The following is an 18,313-nucleotide window of genomic DNA, read 5'->3' as shown; positions in this document are numbered from 1 at the left end:
TTTCCCTCCCTATTTTGAAAAAAAGAGATGAACGAAAGTGACGTTCACCCCTTTTGTGTCTTAATGTTTTACTGGATAATGTTTTTCTCTTTATCTTTTACTGCAGCTTTCATCGCATCTGTTACTTCGATGCCTTGAGCTTTCGCTGCTTTTAGGTTAAGGATAAGATCCATTTTGTCTGGAACAGTTACTTTCATGTCAGCTGGCTTCTTACCATTCTTCAGAATGTCGACTGCCATTTGACCTACTTGGTAACCATGATCATAGTATTTGAAGCCAACCGTTGCGAAAGCACCTTTTTCAACTGTATCGCGGTCACTGGAGAAGAAAGGAATTTTCTTTTCGTTAGCCACTTGAATGATGCCATCCACGCCGCTAACTACAGTATTATCAAGTGTAATCAAGAAGGCATCAGCACGACCAACAAGGGATTGCGCAGCTTGTTTGACTTCCGACGTATTCGTTACAGGAGCTTTAACTAATTTGATGCCATGTTTAGTTAACGATTGTTCAGCATTTTTAGCCATGATTACCGCATTTGGTTCGCCTTCATTGATAACAAGACCAACGGTTTTTACTTTTGGCATGTTAGCAGCTACGAAATCCATTAATTGCGCTACAGCCATTGGATTGGTATCCGAAGCGCCGGAAACGTTACCGCCTGGTTTGTCCACATTGCTTACGATTTTCGCAGCAACGGGGTCAGTAACAGCTGCAAAAAGAATTGGAGCTTTCTTCACTTGCTGTACGACAGCTTGTGCAGATGGTGTTGCGATCCCAAGTACGAGATCGTTGTCAGCGGAACCTATTTTTTGAGCGATGGATAGATTATTGGGTTGATCGCCTTGTGCGTTGTTGAAGTCAACCTTCAAGTTCGTTCCTTCTACGATGCCTGCATCCTTCAGCGCTGCCAAGAAGCCTTGACGTGTAGCATCCAAAGACGGATGTTCCACAATTTGTGAAATCGCGATTTTGTACGTTTTTGATGCGGCTGCTGTAGCTGCCGGAGTAGCTGATGCTGCACCGCCTGCTGCTGGTGTGGGTTCAGCTTTCTGACCACAACCTGCGACAACCATAAGTGCTGCTGATAGTGCGAATGATACGAGTGCTTTCTTTTTCAACATAATTACCCCTCTCGAAGTTCCCACTTGTTGCTTGGACGCATTGCTCTCGCACCACTTTAACGCTTTTGTTCAGCAAAGCTATTAGATGTGAGTCGTCCAAGTTCTATTAGAATTAACCATAGTTTAATTGGCTCGAGAGATTCCGTCAATTGTTTTATCCGTATTTGTGTGTTTTTTGTAAACATCTGTCGGAAAATGTAGTGAAAAGAACGTTCCTTCTAATGAAGGAACGTTCTTTCGAATTCGGCTTGCAGTTTCTGGGAAATGGGTCCAGGTGCACCTGATCCGATCATTTGCCCATCAATTTGTACAAGCGGTGTGATTTCCATTGTCGTTCCTGTGATAAATACTTCATCCGCTTGCAGCAGCTGCTCCGTGGTGAAGGGCTCTTCTTTAATAGGAAGCTGAAGTGCTTGTGCTAGGCGCAAAACGACGGCTCTTGTAATGCCATGGAGAATCAGATGATTCGCTGGATGCGTGTAAAGCGTCTGATCTTTCACCATCATCAGGTTCGAGGCGCTGCACTCTGTAACCGTCCCTTCGCGATGCAGCACGACTTCTTGCACGCCATGATCTAGAGCAGCTTGCTTCGCGAGGACATTCGGGAGCAAGTTCAAGGTTTTGAGATCACAACGCAGCCAACGGATATCGGGTTGTGTGATGGCTTTGATCCCATTTTGAATCGTAGAAATCGGACGTTTCACTTCCGAGCAGTAGGCCAAGAGAATAGGCTCAGCCGGGGCTGGAAAAGGATGCGCGCGAGGCGCTTCACCCCGTGTAATTTGCATATAAACCGTGCCTTCGTTGAGGTTATTGTGCTGAATCAGTTTGTGGAGAATGTCCATAATTTGTTCATTGGTGTAAGGTAATGGTAAGCGCACTTCGCTGGCCGTACGTTCGAGCCGTTGCATGTGGGCTTCGCCCTCATAGATGAGTCCGTTGTACACGCGAAACACTTCGTAAATCCCGTCACCGAAATAATACCCGCGATCGTCGGGTGAAATCTGGATGTCTTGTTTATGTAAGAATTCGTTTTTGTAAAAATACATGTGGCACGCTCCTTTGATAAAAAATATTTATGGAACATACGTTCTAAATATCTGGTGGTTGTGGTATCCTACTAATAGGTTAACAAAGGAATAGTGTCACGTCAAAGCTAGTAAAAGAGCCCACCAATAGGAATTGGTTCTTTTGCCATAGGAACAACCATATGTTGTGTAGTATAATGGTTAAGATATACCATATATTGAGAAAAACTGGCTACTAAACACTTGTAGCCCATATCTTTCTAGCAGCTGAATATGCAGTTTATTGGGAGGCTTATGTCCATGGGGAATGTTTACGAGAGTAAGAAGCTTACGGGATTGAGTGAGAAAATATTTTTGGATCGCTACGCACTTAAAAATGCGGACACGAGTCATGCCAAGGTGGGGGATACTGTCCTTGTTTTGACGAAGGATGATCCTAAATTCCCAGCCAAAGAAGTTGGCGAAATTATTAGTCGTGAAGGTAATACCGTGAAGGTTCGAACACGCAGTGGTGAAACTGTTGAGTCTGCTGTTGAGAAGCTTACGTTAAATATGGAGAAAACACCGGAAGAAATGTGGGATCGGTTGGCTGGCGCGATGGCATCAGTTGAAAAGACAGCGGAGAAGCGCCAAGAATGGACGGATAAATTCAGATACATTCTCAACGATTGGAAGCTTGTACCAGGGGGCCGTATTGCTGCAGGAGCGGATGCGAGCGATGAATTGACGTTATTCAATTGTTACGTTATTCCTTCACCGAAGGATAGTCGTGGCGGTATCATGAACACATTGACGGAAATGACGGAAATTATGTCACGCGGGGGTGGCGTTGGTATCAACTTGTCTTCGCTTCGTCCTAGACGTTCCATCGTGAAAGGCGTCAACGGATCTTCCAGCGGAGCTGTTTCCTGGGGCGGATTATTCAGCTATACGACAGGCTTGATCGAGCAAGGAGGAAGTCGTCGCGGAGCCCTCATGCTCATGATCAATGATTGGCATCCGGATATGGAAGATTTCATTACCGTGAAGTCCACGATGGGGCAAATTACGAATGCGAACTTGTCCGTGTGCGTTAGCAATGGCTTCATGAAAGCAGTGAAGGAAGATTTGGAGTGGGAACTGGTGTTCCCAGATACGACAGATCCTGAGTATAATGAGCTTTGGGACGGTAATTTAGATGCGTGGAAAAAATTAGGCAAGGCTGTTAAGCCTTATCGCACTGTACGTGCTCGCGATGTTTGGCACTCGATTATCGAGTCGGCTTGGAAATCAGCTGAGCCAGGCGTTGTCTTCTTGGAATACTATAATCAAATGTCCAATAGCTGGTACTTCAACCCGATTATTTGTACAAATCCATGTGGAGAACAGGGACTTCCTGCATGGGGTGTGTGCAATTTATCCGCAATCAATCTTTCGAAGTTCTATGATGCCGAGAAAGGAGATGTGGCTTGGGAAGAATTAGCCACGGTCGTACGCTATTCGACTCGCTTCCTAGATAACGTAATTGATAAAACACCGTATCATTTTGAAGAAAACCGTGAGAATCAACAAAAAGAACGTCGCGTAGGTCTGGGTACGATGGGGCTAGCCGAGCTTATGATTCTTTTGAAAATTCGTTATGGCAGCCCGGAATCGCTCGTGTTTTTGGACAAGATTTATGGGTTCATGGCCAGAGAAGCGTATCTAGCATCTGCAGAAATTGCAGGAGAAAAAGGATCATTCCAAGCCTTTATTGCAGATAAATTTATGGAAAGCGGCTTTATGCGCAAAATGACAGAGGTGTTCCCGGAGGTTGGGGATGCGATTCGTCAGCATGGTATGCGTAACGTAACCGTTATTACCCAAGCGCCGACTGGAAGTACTGGTACGATGGTTGGTACATCGACGGGGATTGAACCGTATTTTGCCTTCGAATATTTCCGTCAAAGCCGACTTGGCTTCGATAAACAGTATGTGCCGATTGCACAGAACTGGAAGGATGCGAATCCTGATCAGGAGCTGCCGGATTATTTCGTTACTTCGATGAGCTTGTCTGCCGAGGATCATATCCGTGCGCAAGCTGCAATTCAAACGTGGGTAGATAGCTCGATCTCGAAGACGGCGAATTGTCCAGCTGATTTCACTGTTGAAGAGACCAAACACCTCTATGAATTGGCTTACGATCTGGGTTGTAAAGGTGTGACCATCTATCGCGATGGCAGTCGTGATGTTCAGGTGTTGAGCACAAGTTCTTCGGAGAAGAAGGATGAAGTAAAAGTTGAAGCTCAGCCGGAAGTTGCTCCAGTAGCTGTCGCGGCAGAGGCTGTTACAGAGAAAGAAAGCTTAGCTACGATTTCTGGCAAGCTAGCCGTGAACGTTGACGCAAAGACGGAACAAGTCTTTGATAAGCAATACAAACGCCGTCCACAAATTTTGCGTGGCGCGACGTACAAAGTGAATACACCATTCGGTATGGCGTATATCACCATCAATGATATGAACGGAACACCGAGCGAGATTTTCCTTAACGTAGGAAAAGCGGGCTCTGATGTGTTCGCGATGTCTGAAGCACTCGGTCGCGTGTGCTCCTTGTTCTTGCGTTATGGCGATCACGGTGACAAAGTGAAGCTGCTCGTGAAGCACTTGAAAGGCATTGGCGGCTCCGGCGCCATCGGATTCGGCAACAATCGCGTCGAGTCGATCGCAGACGCGGTTGCTAAAGCGCTCGAGCAGCACGACGAAGTGATGAGCGAGCCAGACGACGCGCGGAACTACGTGACCGCGACGAGTGAGGTGCTTGAGGCCGCGCCTGTGGCGGCTGGCCATGGCGGGCAAGCAGCTCCGAGCGCGGCGATGGATCTGTGCACGTCGTGCGGTTCCGCTTCGCTGGTGAACAGCGAAGGGTGTAAGAATTGCGTCAACTGCGGATATAGCAGATGTAATTAAAGAAAATCCAGGGCGGGGGCCCTGGATTTTTTTTTTTTTTTTTTTTTAGGTTGTTGTGTGTGTGTTTGTTTTTGTTTGTTGTGTTGATTATTTTTTTTATTTCCTTCAATGTACCACTCAAAAGGTAACGGTATAAATAAAGTTATTGGTAGATGCTTCTGATGATCAAGGAAAATAATGCTGATCAAGGAAAATAAAGTTCGTTAGTGGGTGTTCACTTTTGTGAACACCACTTTTTTATTATTTGAGGTTCGTTGTTGTAGTTAATGCTGGCGGGCATTAAGCTCCCTCGGTATGATTTGATTTCCTCACGCAAGCTCGTCTATTCGCAGGATTTCATCCTTTAGATTTCAATGATGAATGAAAGATAGCGAGATATTTTAGGGTATGTCGTTAAAAAGGCATGCGGGAACAGAGGTGGGGTTGAATTACCCAATTCATTTCATATACTGCACGTATTCTCCACGGTGCCCTTAGCGATTTTCACTCCCATGTCTCAACGGGTCAAATGCCCTATCATTCCTTCGTCACATCTATCTAAGGGGTGGAGGTCGGTCTTTCTAATGGAACAGGTCAGAGCCTTTTTGCGTAATGTATCCCGATACTCCGTGCTTTCTTTGTCTCCTGCGAATAAGCCAACTTGCGTGTGATAAGGTTTATGTTAAGCTGCTAATGCAAAGATTTTATCGGGGTTGTAGGCTTCATCACTACGGGCCATTCCTACTAAGAGTCGAGCTAGCTTTCCACAAAGCTTCATGATAGACTTCATCCTTTTAAGCTTTTTCACCTGAACATTGTAGTGGTGTAAGGCTTTAAATTCTTGGTTACTCATGACCATGCACATTGTAATTAAATAGAGAAAATGACGCAGGCGTGGACGGCCTCGTTTAATGAGCTTCAGTTGTCCCTTCCATTAACCCGAGCTTGCTTCGGTCACATTGAGGCCTGCGTGACGGAGTAGAGCATTCCCGTGCGCATAACCTCTAAGATCTCCGGACTCTCCTAAAATACCAGCTAGAGCAATTGCACTTATTCCAGTAATGGCAAGGATTTTGCCTGAATAGGGGATACGTTCAACAACGTCTTTGGCTTCTTTTTCGATTCTCTGCAGTTGTTTAGTGGCTAAGTCATGCTCCTCAAGGAGCTGCTCTAGATGGAGTTTGTAAGCATGTGTTGCCTGCTTAGATCCAACAGTTTTCTTGGCAAGATCGATGAGTAGATGAGCTCTACGCACACCTGAATGCCGTTTCATTGATTTCTGCCATCCTTTAATGACATCGCCAGGACTTAGTTTACATAGCTCAGCTGGGAGCGGAAAAAGCCGAAGGGTTAATAATGCACCTTTGCAAGTTAAGATCTTAAAGACTTGTCTCAGTTCAGGGAAGACAATGTCGACCCAGCGGTGGATCTGGTTAACGGCACTTATAAGTCGTTTAACGACCGTTTCTCGGTTAGCCATAAGCACTCGCAGCTCCTCGTATTCGGAAGAATGGAAGCGGACAGGGGAGTAGTAGCCGTTTTTCACCATGTCGGCAATAACTAAAGCATCTTTTTTGTCGCTTTTAGAGCGTGTATTGTCGCGGTTTTCTTTATTCTTATTAACTAGGTGAGGATTAACAAGTACAGCTTCAATGTCTTTGTTTTTGAGCCACCCAGCAAGGTTTAGCCAGTAATGGCCAGTCGGTTCCATACCAACGATAACTTGAGATAATTTAAATGAAGCTAACAAGTCGCGAATCCAACGGTCGAGGGACTTGAAACCATCTTCGTCATTACTAAACACTAAAGGATTACCGAGAGCGACACCTCGAAAGTTAACCGCTCTGGCAACATGGGCCTCCTGAGCAATGTCTATACCGACAACAATATGATTAAAGGTAATGTTTTCAATGAGTTGATTTTGCTTATCTTGTGATTTAAACTTCATAGTAGAGCGTCCTCCTGGATGATGGAATTAAAGGGCTTTTGACCCGTAGCGTACTTCCATCGTACAGAGGCGCTCCTTTTTATACAAAGCTGAAATTTATCCATCTACAGGAATCTAACGGGGAACTATAGTTCAATCACGACATGACGGCAGCGGGCAGGATAGTTTAACTATAAATGAGTATTATCAACTCAAATCTATATTTATTTGATACCTTGTTAAATATGAAGTTAAGTTCTATCAATGGAACAAGAGAGATGAAGGTAGATTATACGAGACTATGTAGATTAAAAAAAGTATAACTAAAGAGGTGTTAAAATGGAATCTACAATTGATAACATAAGGCTGGACTCGAACAACACTAATTATAGCGAACGAGGTGGTGGTGACTAATGGGTGTGAAAATGCACGTCGACGAAATGGAAATTAACGAGGCACTCGTACGCCGTCTGCTTGTCACCCAGTTCCCCCACTGGGCAGAGCTTTCCTTGAAACGGGTCGAGCCGGCTGGCACAGTGAACGCCATCTTCAGGCTAGGTGAAGAATATTCAGTTCGGCTTGCACGGCGGATGGGGCCAACGACACCAGAAAGTCGAGAGTTTATATGGCTGCCAAAGCTCTCACCATTGGTTCCGCTTGAAATCCCTGTACCTATCGCACAAGGGCATCCGAATAGCGAATATCCGTGGTTTTGGGAGATACATTCGTGGATTGAAGGCGAGTCGGTGCCTATAGGGCAGATCGACGCGATTCAGGTAGCGCGTGATCTTGCGGTGTTCGTTGCAGCGCTACAACAACTCGATCCAACGGGTGGGCCGCAGGGGCGCGGCGTTCCTTTAGCTCAACGGGATAAGGAGTTCCGACACTGGCTGGATCGATTCGATGGCGATTCTGCGGTTTCTGATGTTTGGGAGTCGGCGCTTGCTGCGCCTCCGTGGAACGGCCCGCCAGTTTGGCATCATGGCGACCTTGACGTGCGTAACTGGCTTGTGCGAAATAAACGCATCACCGGTGTGATCGATTGGGGTGAAATGGGCATTGGCGATCCTGCATGCGATGTCATGGTCGCATGGAAATTACACTCACCCGAGGCTCGTGATGAGTTCCGCAAATATCTATCGACAGACGACGCTACGTGGACAAGAGCCCGCGGATGGGTCGTATCACAGGCGGTGGCAATACTGGCTTACTACACACCTGAAAACAATCCAGTTCTATACCGTGAGGCGAATTCCTGGCTTGACCTAGTACTGTCAGAATGATGCTTGATAAGCATATTGCAAATAACAACTATGTCTTGGAAAGCTTAGTCCAGGATAAATATCTACGCTAACGGGAAATACTTTCAGTTGACAAGAATTCTCATTTACGGCCGCGGAAAACGCGGTTTTTTCATGTTTGATAAATGCCTGAGGAATCAGGCTTTTTTATTTTATATTTAAAGAGTGGATTTAAAGAAGAGGATTGTTATAAATTTATGTTTAATAGACCTTAATCAACTTATAGAAGAACCAGTTTGGGCAGTAGCATTCCGCTAACGGATAACGTTAGTTCAGTCACTAAAAGGTGAGACTGCCGCGATATTGATCGGGCAGCCTCATTAAGCGATTGGGCAGATTTGTTCAATCATCGGTCTTTAACGGACTCTATTTATGTGGGGCGATGGCGCGGGTAATCCGAGGCGTTATGCAAAAGAAGTTAATAATTGGTTGAATCTATCACGCTCCTCCAAAAAAGGGCAATGGCCGCTGTATTGGAATGGAACTAATTGCGAATTTTTAATCAGCTTATTTGTTTCCTGAGCTTGGGTAAACGGAACGACTTTATCATGAATTCCATGAATAATCAATGTGGGCACATCGATCTGTCCAAGATCGTTGTAAACATTCTCGTCTCTTAGCGTGGCCATAATGGCGGAAGTCGACCAATTCGCAGCTTGTAAACCCATTAGATTGAACCATTCGGATTTCGATTCAGAAATGTACTGAAAGAAAAAATTCCCCGTTTGGTTTTGCAGCATTTTCGGGCGGTCATTGTTTGTTTCCTCGATGATTTTATTCGTAAATTCTTTTGGAACGCTTGATGGAGACGCAGCGTCGATCAGGACGAGTTTAGATACCCCATACCCTTTGTAACGAGCCATATAACGAATCGAGATCGCGCCTCCGGTAGAGTGTCCTGCCAGTGTTATGTTTTTTAGCTGTAACGCTTCGATGACCATGCGAAGATCATCTGCTAATCTGTCGAAACCGTATCCGTCGAATGGTTTATCCGAATTGCCGTATCCTCTCCAGTCCATTCCGATACAACGATATCCGAGTTTAGGAAGGAAATTGAACTGATATTCGAACTGGTTATGATTTAGCGGCCATCCATGAATAAAAAGTATCGTTTTATTTCCCTTCGGATTGATATCCTCTATAAATACTTTTACGCCAGGTTCCACAGTAACGAAGTATCCCAAGTGTATCGCCTCAATTTTTAAAAATGTACTTCCCCATTAAGATATTCACCCTAGGCAATGTGAATGCCTAATTTCGGCTTCAAATTGGGTTTATATAGTGTGTTGAGATTTCTGAGGAATAGCTTGAGTAAAACAATTTCTTCAGAGCATTGAACTAACGGAAACGTTTGTTCAATAAACACACCAATAGGAGGCTGCCAGTATGATTGGCAGCCTACATTACGTTAACGGGCAGTTTAATTCAAATATCTGGTAATTTTACTTCTTTGGGGATATCTTAAATATACTAAGTGAAAAATCGAATGCGCTAACGGCTCATGCTATTTATTGCTCTTTTACTTTCTGCATGCACCAAAGAGCCTTTACGAGATACCGCAACGAAGTAAGATGTTTATGAGATTGTTCTAATCAGGGGGTGAGCTTTTACTATCACGGTTATGATAACAGGGATCGCAAAAATCATGGAACTCGATGGTTTTGATATGGAGTTGATCACAACTATTACAATACAAATTCAGTTCAAAGCTTAGTGGGGGGCAATCTTTTTCGTCCACGTGTTAAATTCCAAAATCTGCATAAGCAAATACCCCTATGCCCATAATATCCAAGAGATATAAAGGCACGGGGGTGTTGTCCATGAGTTCAATAAGTAGGAGTATTGAGTCGAATGAATCCTTTCTCAGAGAACAACTCGATAATTGCTCGGACGTAATATTCCGTTCCTTTATGTTAAAGGATGAAACTGTTCTATTACTCGTTTATTTAGATGGCATGACAAAATTGCAAAGCGTAGAAGATAACATACTGAAGCCGCTTATTTTCAGCGGTTTACCGCAAGGTATAGATCGCATTCAGTCACTTGCCGAAATGTTCAGATGCGAATGGCTTCCATTAACGGATGTAAAAACCGACACATTCATGGAGGATCTAATCAATCATATCCTGCATGGTAGCTTGGGGATTCTGGTAGATGGTGAAGCATCCGCACTCATCGCTCAAGTACAAGGCTACGAGACCCGAAGCATCCAAGAGCCGAAGAAGGAGGCGACCTTACGCGGCTCTAAAGAAGGCTTTGTCGAGAATATCAGAACGAATACGACGATGATAAGACGAAGGATTATTCATCCTCTTCTGAAGATGGAATCATATACGATTGGCAAATACACGAAAACTGAAGTTATTCTTGTTTTTATGAAAGGACTTGCGGATGAGAGTGTATTGTCAGAAGTAAGGGAGAAGCTCAACAAAATCGAGGTAGATGGTGTTATCGATTCTGCCTATATCGAAGAATGGCTCGAGAATAGTTCCTTCTCGATCTTCTCACAGATCCAGAATACTGAGCGTCCGGATATCGTGACCGCATGTTTATTAGAAGGTAAGGTCGCTCTCATCACTAACGGAACCCCTTTTGCCCTAATTCTTCCTATCACCCTCTGGTCTGGACTCCAATCGGCGGACGACTACTTCGAGAGGTTCGTATTCATCATCCTGTCTCGATTTATCCGATACGTCATGAGCTTCATTTCATTTGCCTTGCCCGCAATCTATGTTGCGCTTTCGACGTTTCATCCGGAGATGATTCCAAGAAATCTCATGATCAGTATCGCGGCGGCTAGGGAAAGTTCACCGTTTCCGACCGTCATCGAAGTATTTATCATGATGTTTATATTCGACGGATTGCAAGAAGCTGGTGTTCATCTTCCTAATCAGCTTGGCCCTGTCGTCAGTATTATTGGTGCACTCGTCGTCGGACAAGCCGCCGTCGAAGCTGGCATCATATCCACGCCGATCATCATCGTTATTTCTTTAACAGGCATCGCGGCTTATACAATTCCGAGATATAGCGCTACTTTACCCTTTCGATTAATCAGGTACCTGATGCTGTTCATGACTGGCCTGCTCGGCTTCATGGGATTTACGTTCGGTATTATCTTCTTGTTGATCCATCTGGTAACGCTTGAATCCTTTGGAACGCCTTTCTTGAGCCCGGTAGCTCCATTCGATAGCAAAAAGATTAAAGACGTGATCATCCGTTTCCCTTTCTGGATCAAGAACGGCCGAAATAAGAAAGGGCGTATGAGATGATCCGATTCCTGCTACTCACATTCCTTTCCCTAATTCTTATTTGCTTCTCCTCAGGTTGTACGGATTTTGTCGAACCGAATCAATTGGCTTTCGTTATGGGGACGGCGATTGATCATGCTGAGGGTGGGGCAATCGAAGTAAGTCTTCAGATTGTAATCCCCTCACAAGTGAGTGGTACGACCAAGGGGGGAAGCTCCAGCGATTCGGATAGTTTCGTCGTCATGTCGGCAAAAGGTAAAGATGTTTTCGAGGCCACTCAGAAAATCCAGAGAGAAATGTCCCGAAGACTGATAACCAGCCATCGCATTCTGATCGCGATAAGTGAAGAGTTCCTTAATAAAAACGACGCAAACAAGTTATTTGATAAGCTGAGTAGGGATCCAGCAAACAATCAACGAGATATTACGCTAATGATTAAAGGCAGTAGTGCGAAAGAATTCCTTATGATCAAGCATCCTCTCGAACATGTCTCTAGCATTGCCGCGGGAAAAGAATTGCATATCAACGGAATGAGGAGCTTCTCTACTAGGCAATTCATTATTAATAGCGCCTCTGCGGAGACTAGATCGTTGCTCCCTATCCTTCAAATCAAAAATTTTAAAATGAATAGTAAAAAAGCGGAGCCGATGGCTGTGTTAGCCGGATATGCACTATTGAACAAAAAACTGAAAGTTAACGGTATTTTGGATGATGTTGAAGGATCCGGGGCAGCTTGGATGTCGGGAAAAGGAAATTTTCAAGGTGTAACCATTCGTTGGAAGGACGACAAGGGCATCTTATCTTTTAGATTTACCCATCTTGCACGCCAGATTAACTCCGTTGGTCCTAATGACCCTACCCACATAGTTGTAACTGTTAAAGCACAAGCGTATCTTCTTGAAAACACAACCGCCTTAGATATGTCCGAGGTGGATAACATGGTTCTTGCCCAGAATTACCTGAACGAGTATATCCAAAACGAGTTGCAGCGTACGATGGATAAAGTCCAGCGCTGGGGGCCAGACGTATTCGGAATAGGCGCTCACCTTCACCGCAAATATCCTTACTGGTGGAAGTCACAAAAATCCGATTGGGATGAAAATTTTAAAAGGATCGACATTAAAGTGAAGGCTAATATTCAACTAAGGTCAATTGGAGCAAGCAGCGTGCAGTTAAATTGAGTAAGATGGATTGGAGTGGCAACGAAGTATGAAAGTAAGCAGTTACCAAATGTTCTGGCTAATTAGCATCTCCTCCATAATAGTTAGTTCTTACCTTCCCATTCATTTAGCCGTGGAGAAATCTAGCCAGGACAGTTGGATTTCGATTCTACTTGGGAGCATGATTATGATGGCCATTACTTGGATCATGCTCCGGCTGTGCATGCAGAATAAGGACCAAACATTAGTCAAATTCATGAAGAACCTTTTAGGTACCGTCCTCGGTAAAATCTTCGTTATGGTATATTTCATTCATTGGTTCTTGCAGATCTTCTCCTTCACAAAAGGAATAGTTGAATTTCACAATTTAGTTCTGTTGCATAACACGCCATTGATTGTAATCGTATTGTTCTTGTTATTCCTCATTGCTTATGTGGTTTATAAAGGAGGAATTACGGCAATTAGCCGCTGCGCGGAGGTCATTGGCCCCTTTTTCGTCCTTTTTTTATATGTGCAGTTATTTTTAAATCCACAGGATATGGAGATAAGTAGAATAATGCCAATCTATTCGGATACGGGATGGATGGCTATTCTGAGAGGTACTTTAAGCTCGTACAACTATTTGGTAGATCCGTCAATCATACTCATGCTGTTCTTTTTCGCTGAGAACAAGCAAACCGCTTCGCGAGCGATCCTTTGGGGAACCGCGGTAGCTATGTTTTGGAGCGTGTTAACTACGTTAGTTCTTTTGTTCGTAACGGGTCCCGATTTGGCTGCTCAATTGGTAGTTCCCGTTTACTCTCTCACCAAGTTCATATCCATTCTTAATTTCGTGCAAAATATAGATGCTTTTTACATCTCATTTTGGCTTCTTGGTGTATTTATTAAATTATCCGTTTGCTTGTTCATCCTCAGCTATGGTATTTCCGAGTGGACCGGATTCAAGAATTGGAAGATTATAGCTTGTCTTTCGAGTTTCATGATGTTGCTGTTTGTGATCTTTAATACACACAATTTACGGATTTCGAATACGCTTAAAAATTTATTTCTTCTCGACTTCTTTTACCCTTTTATCTATATTGTCATTCCCTTGCTGTTATGGATGATTAGCAGCATTCGCTTGCACCGTAAAACCTCTAGCATCAATTAAAACTTGTAACATAGTCCAAGGATATTTTTTAAATAAAATCACAAAAACCCGAAAGATTGGCACTTTATTTCAAAGTGTTCCTATCGTTCGGGTTTTATTTCTTTATTCCTATTGCTGTTTAGTTAAGACCAGCTTTTGTCAATCCAAATGCTGCGTCAGCGGATCCCGGTACTGTTTTGAAACCAATGTTGATGCGGTTCCAAGCATTGATTGCCATAATAGAAAATGTCAGATCTGAGATTTCTTTTTCAGAAAACTGTCCGCGAACACGATCATACAATTCATCAGGCACACCATGTTCTGGAAGCTTGGTCAGAACCTCCGTCCATGCCAATGCTGCTCGTTCGCGTGGAGAAAACAATGTTGATTCCCTCCAGATTGAAGTGTGATAGAGGCGAAGTTCGGTCTCACCATGGATCTTGGCTTGCTTGATGTGCATGTCCAAACAAAATCCGCACCCATTCATTTGCGAAGCTCTGATGTGAACAAGATGGAGAATTTTTTCTTCAATCGCACCTTTATTCTCGGCCATGCTGAAATCTAACATCTTTTTGAAAAGCTCCGGGGATTGCTCCATATAATTTACACGTTGTGTCATAATTGTATTCCTCCTGTTTTTTGTTTCTTGTTTTTTGTTTGAACACTTATAAGACAATTGGCGACTTCTAAGTGTGACATCATTCGTTTTTTATTTTCCCAACCATCGCAAAGGACAGAATATAAAGAAAAAAGCCGCAAATCAGCGGCACGTATCCTTTATATGTATTTAACTAAACTCTTTAGCCTTGTCAAACTACTTGGGGTAAACCTGATTATTTTCAAATAAATTCCTAACCTGATCGGCCATAAATTGTGTGGATTGGGGCATTTTATGACGTATCCACCACTCCACAATACCAATAAAAGCAGAGGCCATGAATTGGGCTTTGATCTCATTGTCGATAATGGGAGTGTTGTCCGGCCTTTCCATTTTGACCATTAGATTGACTGAGATAAATTTCAACAATTTGTCTCGGAATAAAAAAGCTCTCTGATTGGAAAACATAGCTAAGAAGAATAGGAAATGGTCATGGAAGTAATCAAAAACGGGTTTAGGCTCTTGTACCATGGCTTGACTATCCGTTTCGTCTTCCCGTTTCTTACATAAAGTGATTAATTCGTTGATGTGGTCTTCAATACATGTATCCAAGAGGTCATATTTGTCACTGTAATGCAGATAAACTGTTCCGCGGTTAACATTGGCACGCTCCGCGATCTCGTTAATGGTGATTTGTTCAATATCCTTTTCCGAAAAAAGCTCCAGAAACGCCTTCATTATGGATTGCTTGGTTCGGAGAATACGGCGGTCGGTCTTAACAACGTACTCCATTTCTATCGTTGCCTCCTTAAGTTAATCAACATTTCTAAGGGTGTTGTTGTATATGAAACAATTACGTATCAATCAACCATTGAGTCATCAGAGCATCTGTCTATAATATTAATCAACGGCCGTTAAATATACAACGGGTGTTTAATATCGAAGATAGGGGAGCATATAACAATGGAAAACATTCGAAATAAAGTAGTTATTATTACAGGAGCTTCCAGCGGAATAGGAGAAGCTACAGCGAAATTGTTGGCAGGAAGTGGCGCAAAAGTGGTATTGGCTGCAAGAAGAGAGGAACGCCTGCATACGATTGTTAATGCAATACAACAGGGGGGCGGCGAGGCCGTTTCTGTAAAAGCAGACGTCGTTTCTGTTGCAGATATGCAGAATTTGGCCAAGTTTGCTCTAGAAGTGTATGGCCGAATTGATGTGCTGGTGAACAATGCAGGCGTCATGCCAAGTTCTAGGATGAATGAATTACGAGTAGACGAGTGGAATCAGATGATTGATGTGAACATCAAAGGCGTTTTATATGGTATTGCTGCGGTATTGCCTACCATGCGAGAACAGAAGTCCGGTCATATCATTAACCTATCCTCAACTTCCGGGTATCAAGTCTCCCCAACATCGGCCGTATATGCGGCCACAAAGTTTGCCGTTAGAGCAATTTCGGAGGGACTTCGTTTGGAAGAGTCAGCGTCTTCGGGTATTAGATCGACCTTGATTGCTCCAGGTCTGACGAAGACAGAGCTCTTTGACAGCATTACCAGTCCGGAAGTGCAAGCGATAGCGAATCAAATAAGCGAGTTAGGGATTTCTCCCAACAGTATTGCTAGAGCCATCGCTTTTGCCATTAATGAACCTGATGATACTCTTATAAGTGAAATTATGATTAGACCGACCGCGTTGTCTTAAATGCATATAATTGTAATACAATTTAAATCTTATATTCATTTTGCATTTTAAATATATAAACTCAGACCCTCAGCCGTTGCTCTGGGTCACTTTTTATTATTCCTCTTACATCTCCCACATCCTACTTAACTCACACAACCCCACACGTATCTAAACGAAAATACCTGGATTGAACGAAAGAGCAGTTTAGTTATCAACGGTAGCATATCAATATGAAATACACGCTGCAACGTCGTCGGCGAACTCATTTGTTTTTTTGAGTCTTATGGAGTCTTCGTCCCAAATAATTTGCAACAGTGGATTCTTCAACGTTTGATAGGTGTAGAATCGATGTTTTCCTCTAACAGCAAACGAAAAAGAAGGAGCTTGCCTGTGGCAGCTTTTTTTAGTTCATTCAATTAACCGGTAGGATAGCGGGGATGCACAACAGAATATAATTGGGAAGATGAGTGCCTTTTGGAGGTCTATGGATGAAGGAGTTAGATGTTAAAGCAAATCAGCAGTTTGTTGGTCGGAACAGGATTGGCTTGTGAAATTAATGCATCATCAGATAATAATCGTGCATTCGTAAAAGTCACTATTGTGTTGAACTAAAGGCAGTTATAAATCACATTTTTCATTTTACATTCATAACTATTAATATACATGAGGAGGCTAATGGTTTTATGGAAGTCTGGTTCCATATGATAAAGTCAGAAATCACCCTCCTGATTTTAGAATAAGGTATCGGTTTTATTCCGAAGATGAGGGCGGAAGAAAAAATCCTTTGTTTCAGGGTTTACGTTGTGATTTTGCATATGAAGGAGATAACATTAAAGAGGCGGGAATATTTGCTATTCATCCTGAATTTGAAGATGATTTCGGAAACATTGTTCTTTACAAAGATTCTTCCAGTATCCAAACAAGGTACTGCAAGAATGTGGCTACTATTCCCCGAGATGAGGAGAGAAGTACATATTCATCGAATTAAAATAGGTGTCACTGGCTATTTTATGGCGGGCTCAAGAAAGTTGGGAAAAATCGAGGTAAGTGAAATTCTTGGACTGAACACTAACGCGGAGACGCTAAGCTAACGGGAAACGATAGCACAATAAACAGGGAGTAGACTGCCGTGGCAACCGCTCCCTGTTTTCATTCAAGTGCAGTTATGCAGAGAGGTATGGTTTATCCTATACAGTAGTTACCTTAATACGGTAAAATGGAAAGAAACTATTGTATTAGAGGAATTTAATGAGGAATAAAACGAAAACTGCTAAATCATCGCTTATTTGGGTTATTTTGCTCAGTGCCCTATACGCAATAATTGGAGAAATAATATTTCAATTATTTTATTACCATGACTATCTTTTGAAGCATGATGATTCTTTTATGATTTTGCTTAGCATTATATATATCATACCTGTAGTGTTATATTTCAGAAGTCGGTATTGGTATTATAGTTTATTTATTTTCTTCTTCTATATTATCTTTTCTATTGTTTTTTTGTTTCCTTTTAGTGCATTATTTCCGTTGCCTGATGACAATCCAGCGGGGGGGATACTGGCGATTATCGTGCATGGCATAAATCTAATCAGCATTGTTATTGGAGTATTTTTTGGATTATTAATAAATTTATCACTGTATTATTGGTTGAAATTAGACGATGTAAAAGAAATAAACGATTAAACTAACGGAAAACGATAGCAAAATAAACAGGGAGAGACTGCCGTGTCAGCTGCTCCCTGTTTTCATTCAAGTAACGGGCAGAATAATGTAGCGAAACATTAAGTAGTTGGCAACGTATTGAGTTATACCTACATCTTTTGTAAAGTCGTTGTATGAGGCGAAATTGCCACAGCAGTAAAGCTTTGGAATGAAATTAAGAAGCGGAGTGATTATTTGAAAATGAAAGATGACGGAAATGGTTCTTTCATAGGCGTTGGAATTGCTTTAGGTGCCGCTTTTGGTTCCGCTTTTGGTGTCGCATTTGGAGCAGTATTCGGTAATGTAGGTCTTGGAATTGTATATGGAGCTTCATTTGGAATTGTAGTCGGATTACAAGTCGGTATTTTTAGAAATAACAAAAACAAGTGAAAACGCTCGATTACGTTAACGGGGAACGTTAGTTCAACAACCAGAGAGCAGATCGCCGCGGCAGGCAACTGCTCTCTTTTCATTGAAGTAACGGGCAGGATTCTTGAGTAAATGCTA

At 42.9% G+C, this 18,313-nt stretch carries 13 protein-coding genes and 1 pseudogene; 8 read left to right on the top strand and 6 right to left on the bottom strand.

The genetic code is table 11. The features are described 5' to 3' along the window. Positions 1-68: 68 nt before the first annotated feature. Together AC58UX_RS06365 and dat are read right to left on the bottom strand one after the other, a co-directional pair. Positions 69-1,124 carry an ABC transporter substrate-binding protein gene (locus AC58UX_RS06365; RefSeq protein WP_497250616.1) on the bottom strand — a complete coding sequence of 352 codons (1,056 nt, stop codon included), beginning with the start codon at positions 1,122-1,124 and terminating at the stop codon, positions 69-71. Positions 1,125-1,342: 218 nt separating this feature from the next. Then, positions 1,343-2,173, bottom strand: coding sequence for a D-amino-acid transaminase (gene dat, locus AC58UX_RS06360; protein WP_497250614.1), 831 nt, complete (start codon positions 2,171-2,173; stop codon positions 1,343-1,345). Positions 2,174-2,452: 279 nt separating this feature from the next. On the opposite strand from dat, the gene AC58UX_RS06355 reads away from it, so the two are divergent. Next, positions 2,453-5,077, top strand: a complete 2,625-nt coding sequence (locus AC58UX_RS06355; RefSeq protein ID WP_497250612.1) for an adenosylcobalamin-dependent ribonucleoside-diphosphate reductase — start codon at positions 2,453-2,455, stop codon at positions 5,075-5,077. A gap of 661 nt (positions 5,078-5,738) precedes the next feature. Here AC58UX_RS06355 and AC58UX_RS06350 read toward each other — a convergent pair. Then, positions 5,739-7,004 (bottom strand): annotated as a pseudogene (locus tag AC58UX_RS06350) (IS110 family RNA-guided transposase). 419 nt (positions 7,005-7,423) lie between these two features. Between AC58UX_RS06350 and AC58UX_RS06345 the strand changes: the two are divergent. Continuing rightward, positions 7,424-8,266 carry an aminoglycoside phosphotransferase family protein gene (locus AC58UX_RS06345; protein WP_497250610.1) on the top strand — a complete coding sequence of 281 codons (843 nt, stop codon included), beginning with the start codon at positions 7,424-7,426 and terminating at the stop codon, positions 8,264-8,266. Between the two features lie 422 nt (positions 8,267-8,688). Here the strand turns inward: AC58UX_RS06345 and AC58UX_RS06340 are convergent, their stop codons facing one another. Next, positions 8,689-9,468 carry an alpha/beta fold hydrolase gene (locus tag AC58UX_RS06340; protein WP_497250608.1) on the bottom strand — a complete coding sequence of 260 codons (780 nt, stop codon included), beginning with the start codon at positions 9,466-9,468 and terminating at the stop codon, positions 8,689-8,691. Positions 9,469-10,104: 636 nt separating this feature from the next. On the opposite strand from AC58UX_RS06340, the gene AC58UX_RS06335 reads away from it, so the two are divergent. The 3 genes from AC58UX_RS06335 to AC58UX_RS06325 are packed head-to-tail and all read left to right on the top strand — an operon-like array spanning position 10,105 to position 13,842. Further along, on the top strand, positions 10,105-11,553 hold the full coding sequence (locus tag AC58UX_RS06335) for a spore germination protein (protein WP_497250606.1): 1,449 nt from the start codon (positions 10,105-10,107) through the stop codon (positions 11,551-11,553). Next, positions 11,550-12,713 (top strand): Ger(x)C family spore germination protein, encoded by a 1,164-nt coding sequence (locus tag AC58UX_RS06330; protein WP_497250604.1) that lies wholly within the window; start codon positions 11,550-11,552, stop codon positions 12,711-12,713. Before AC58UX_RS06335 ends, AC58UX_RS06330 begins: the two co-directional genes overlap by 4 nt. 28 nt (positions 12,714-12,741) lie before the next feature. Continuing rightward, the gene (locus AC58UX_RS06325; RefSeq protein ID WP_497250602.1) at positions 12,742-13,842 is read left to right on the top strand and encodes a GerAB/ArcD/ProY family transporter; all 1,101 of its coding nucleotides are present in this window, start codon (positions 12,742-12,744) and stop codon (positions 13,840-13,842) included. 118 nt (positions 13,843-13,960) lie between these two features. Here the strand turns inward: AC58UX_RS06325 and AC58UX_RS06320 are convergent, their stop codons facing one another. Both AC58UX_RS06320 and AC58UX_RS06315 read right to left on the bottom strand, forming a co-directional pair. Next, positions 13,961-14,440, bottom strand: coding sequence for a carboxymuconolactone decarboxylase family protein (locus tag AC58UX_RS06320; protein ID WP_497250600.1), 480 nt, complete (start codon positions 14,438-14,440; stop codon positions 13,961-13,963). Positions 14,441-14,635: 195 nt separating this feature from the next. After that, entirely contained in the window at positions 14,636-15,211 is a 576-nt protein-coding gene (locus AC58UX_RS06315; RefSeq protein ID WP_497250598.1) for a TetR/AcrR family transcriptional regulator, read from the bottom strand. 171 nt (positions 15,212-15,382) lie between these two features. Between AC58UX_RS06315 and AC58UX_RS06310 the strand changes: the two genes are divergently transcribed. The 3 genes from AC58UX_RS06310 (at position 15,383) to AC58UX_RS06300 (ending at position 18,196) form a co-directional block, all read left to right on the top strand. Next, entirely contained in the window at positions 15,383-16,123 is a 741-nt protein-coding gene (locus tag AC58UX_RS06310) for an SDR family oxidoreductase (protein ID WP_497250596.1), read from the top strand. Between the two features lie 1,230 nt (positions 16,124-17,353). Continuing rightward, entirely contained in the window at positions 17,354-17,788 is a 435-nt protein-coding gene (locus tag AC58UX_RS06305; RefSeq protein ID WP_497250594.1) for a hypothetical protein, read from the top strand. 213 nt (positions 17,789-18,001) lie between these two features. After that, positions 18,002-18,196, top strand: coding sequence for a hypothetical protein (locus AC58UX_RS06300; protein ID WP_475763494.1), 195 nt, complete (start codon positions 18,002-18,004; stop codon positions 18,194-18,196). Positions 18,197-18,313 lie beyond the last annotated feature (117 nt).

This window comes from Paenibacillus sp. J22P90, assembly GCF_059692195.1.
This window is presented reverse-complemented; position numbering and strand designations above follow the sequence as displayed.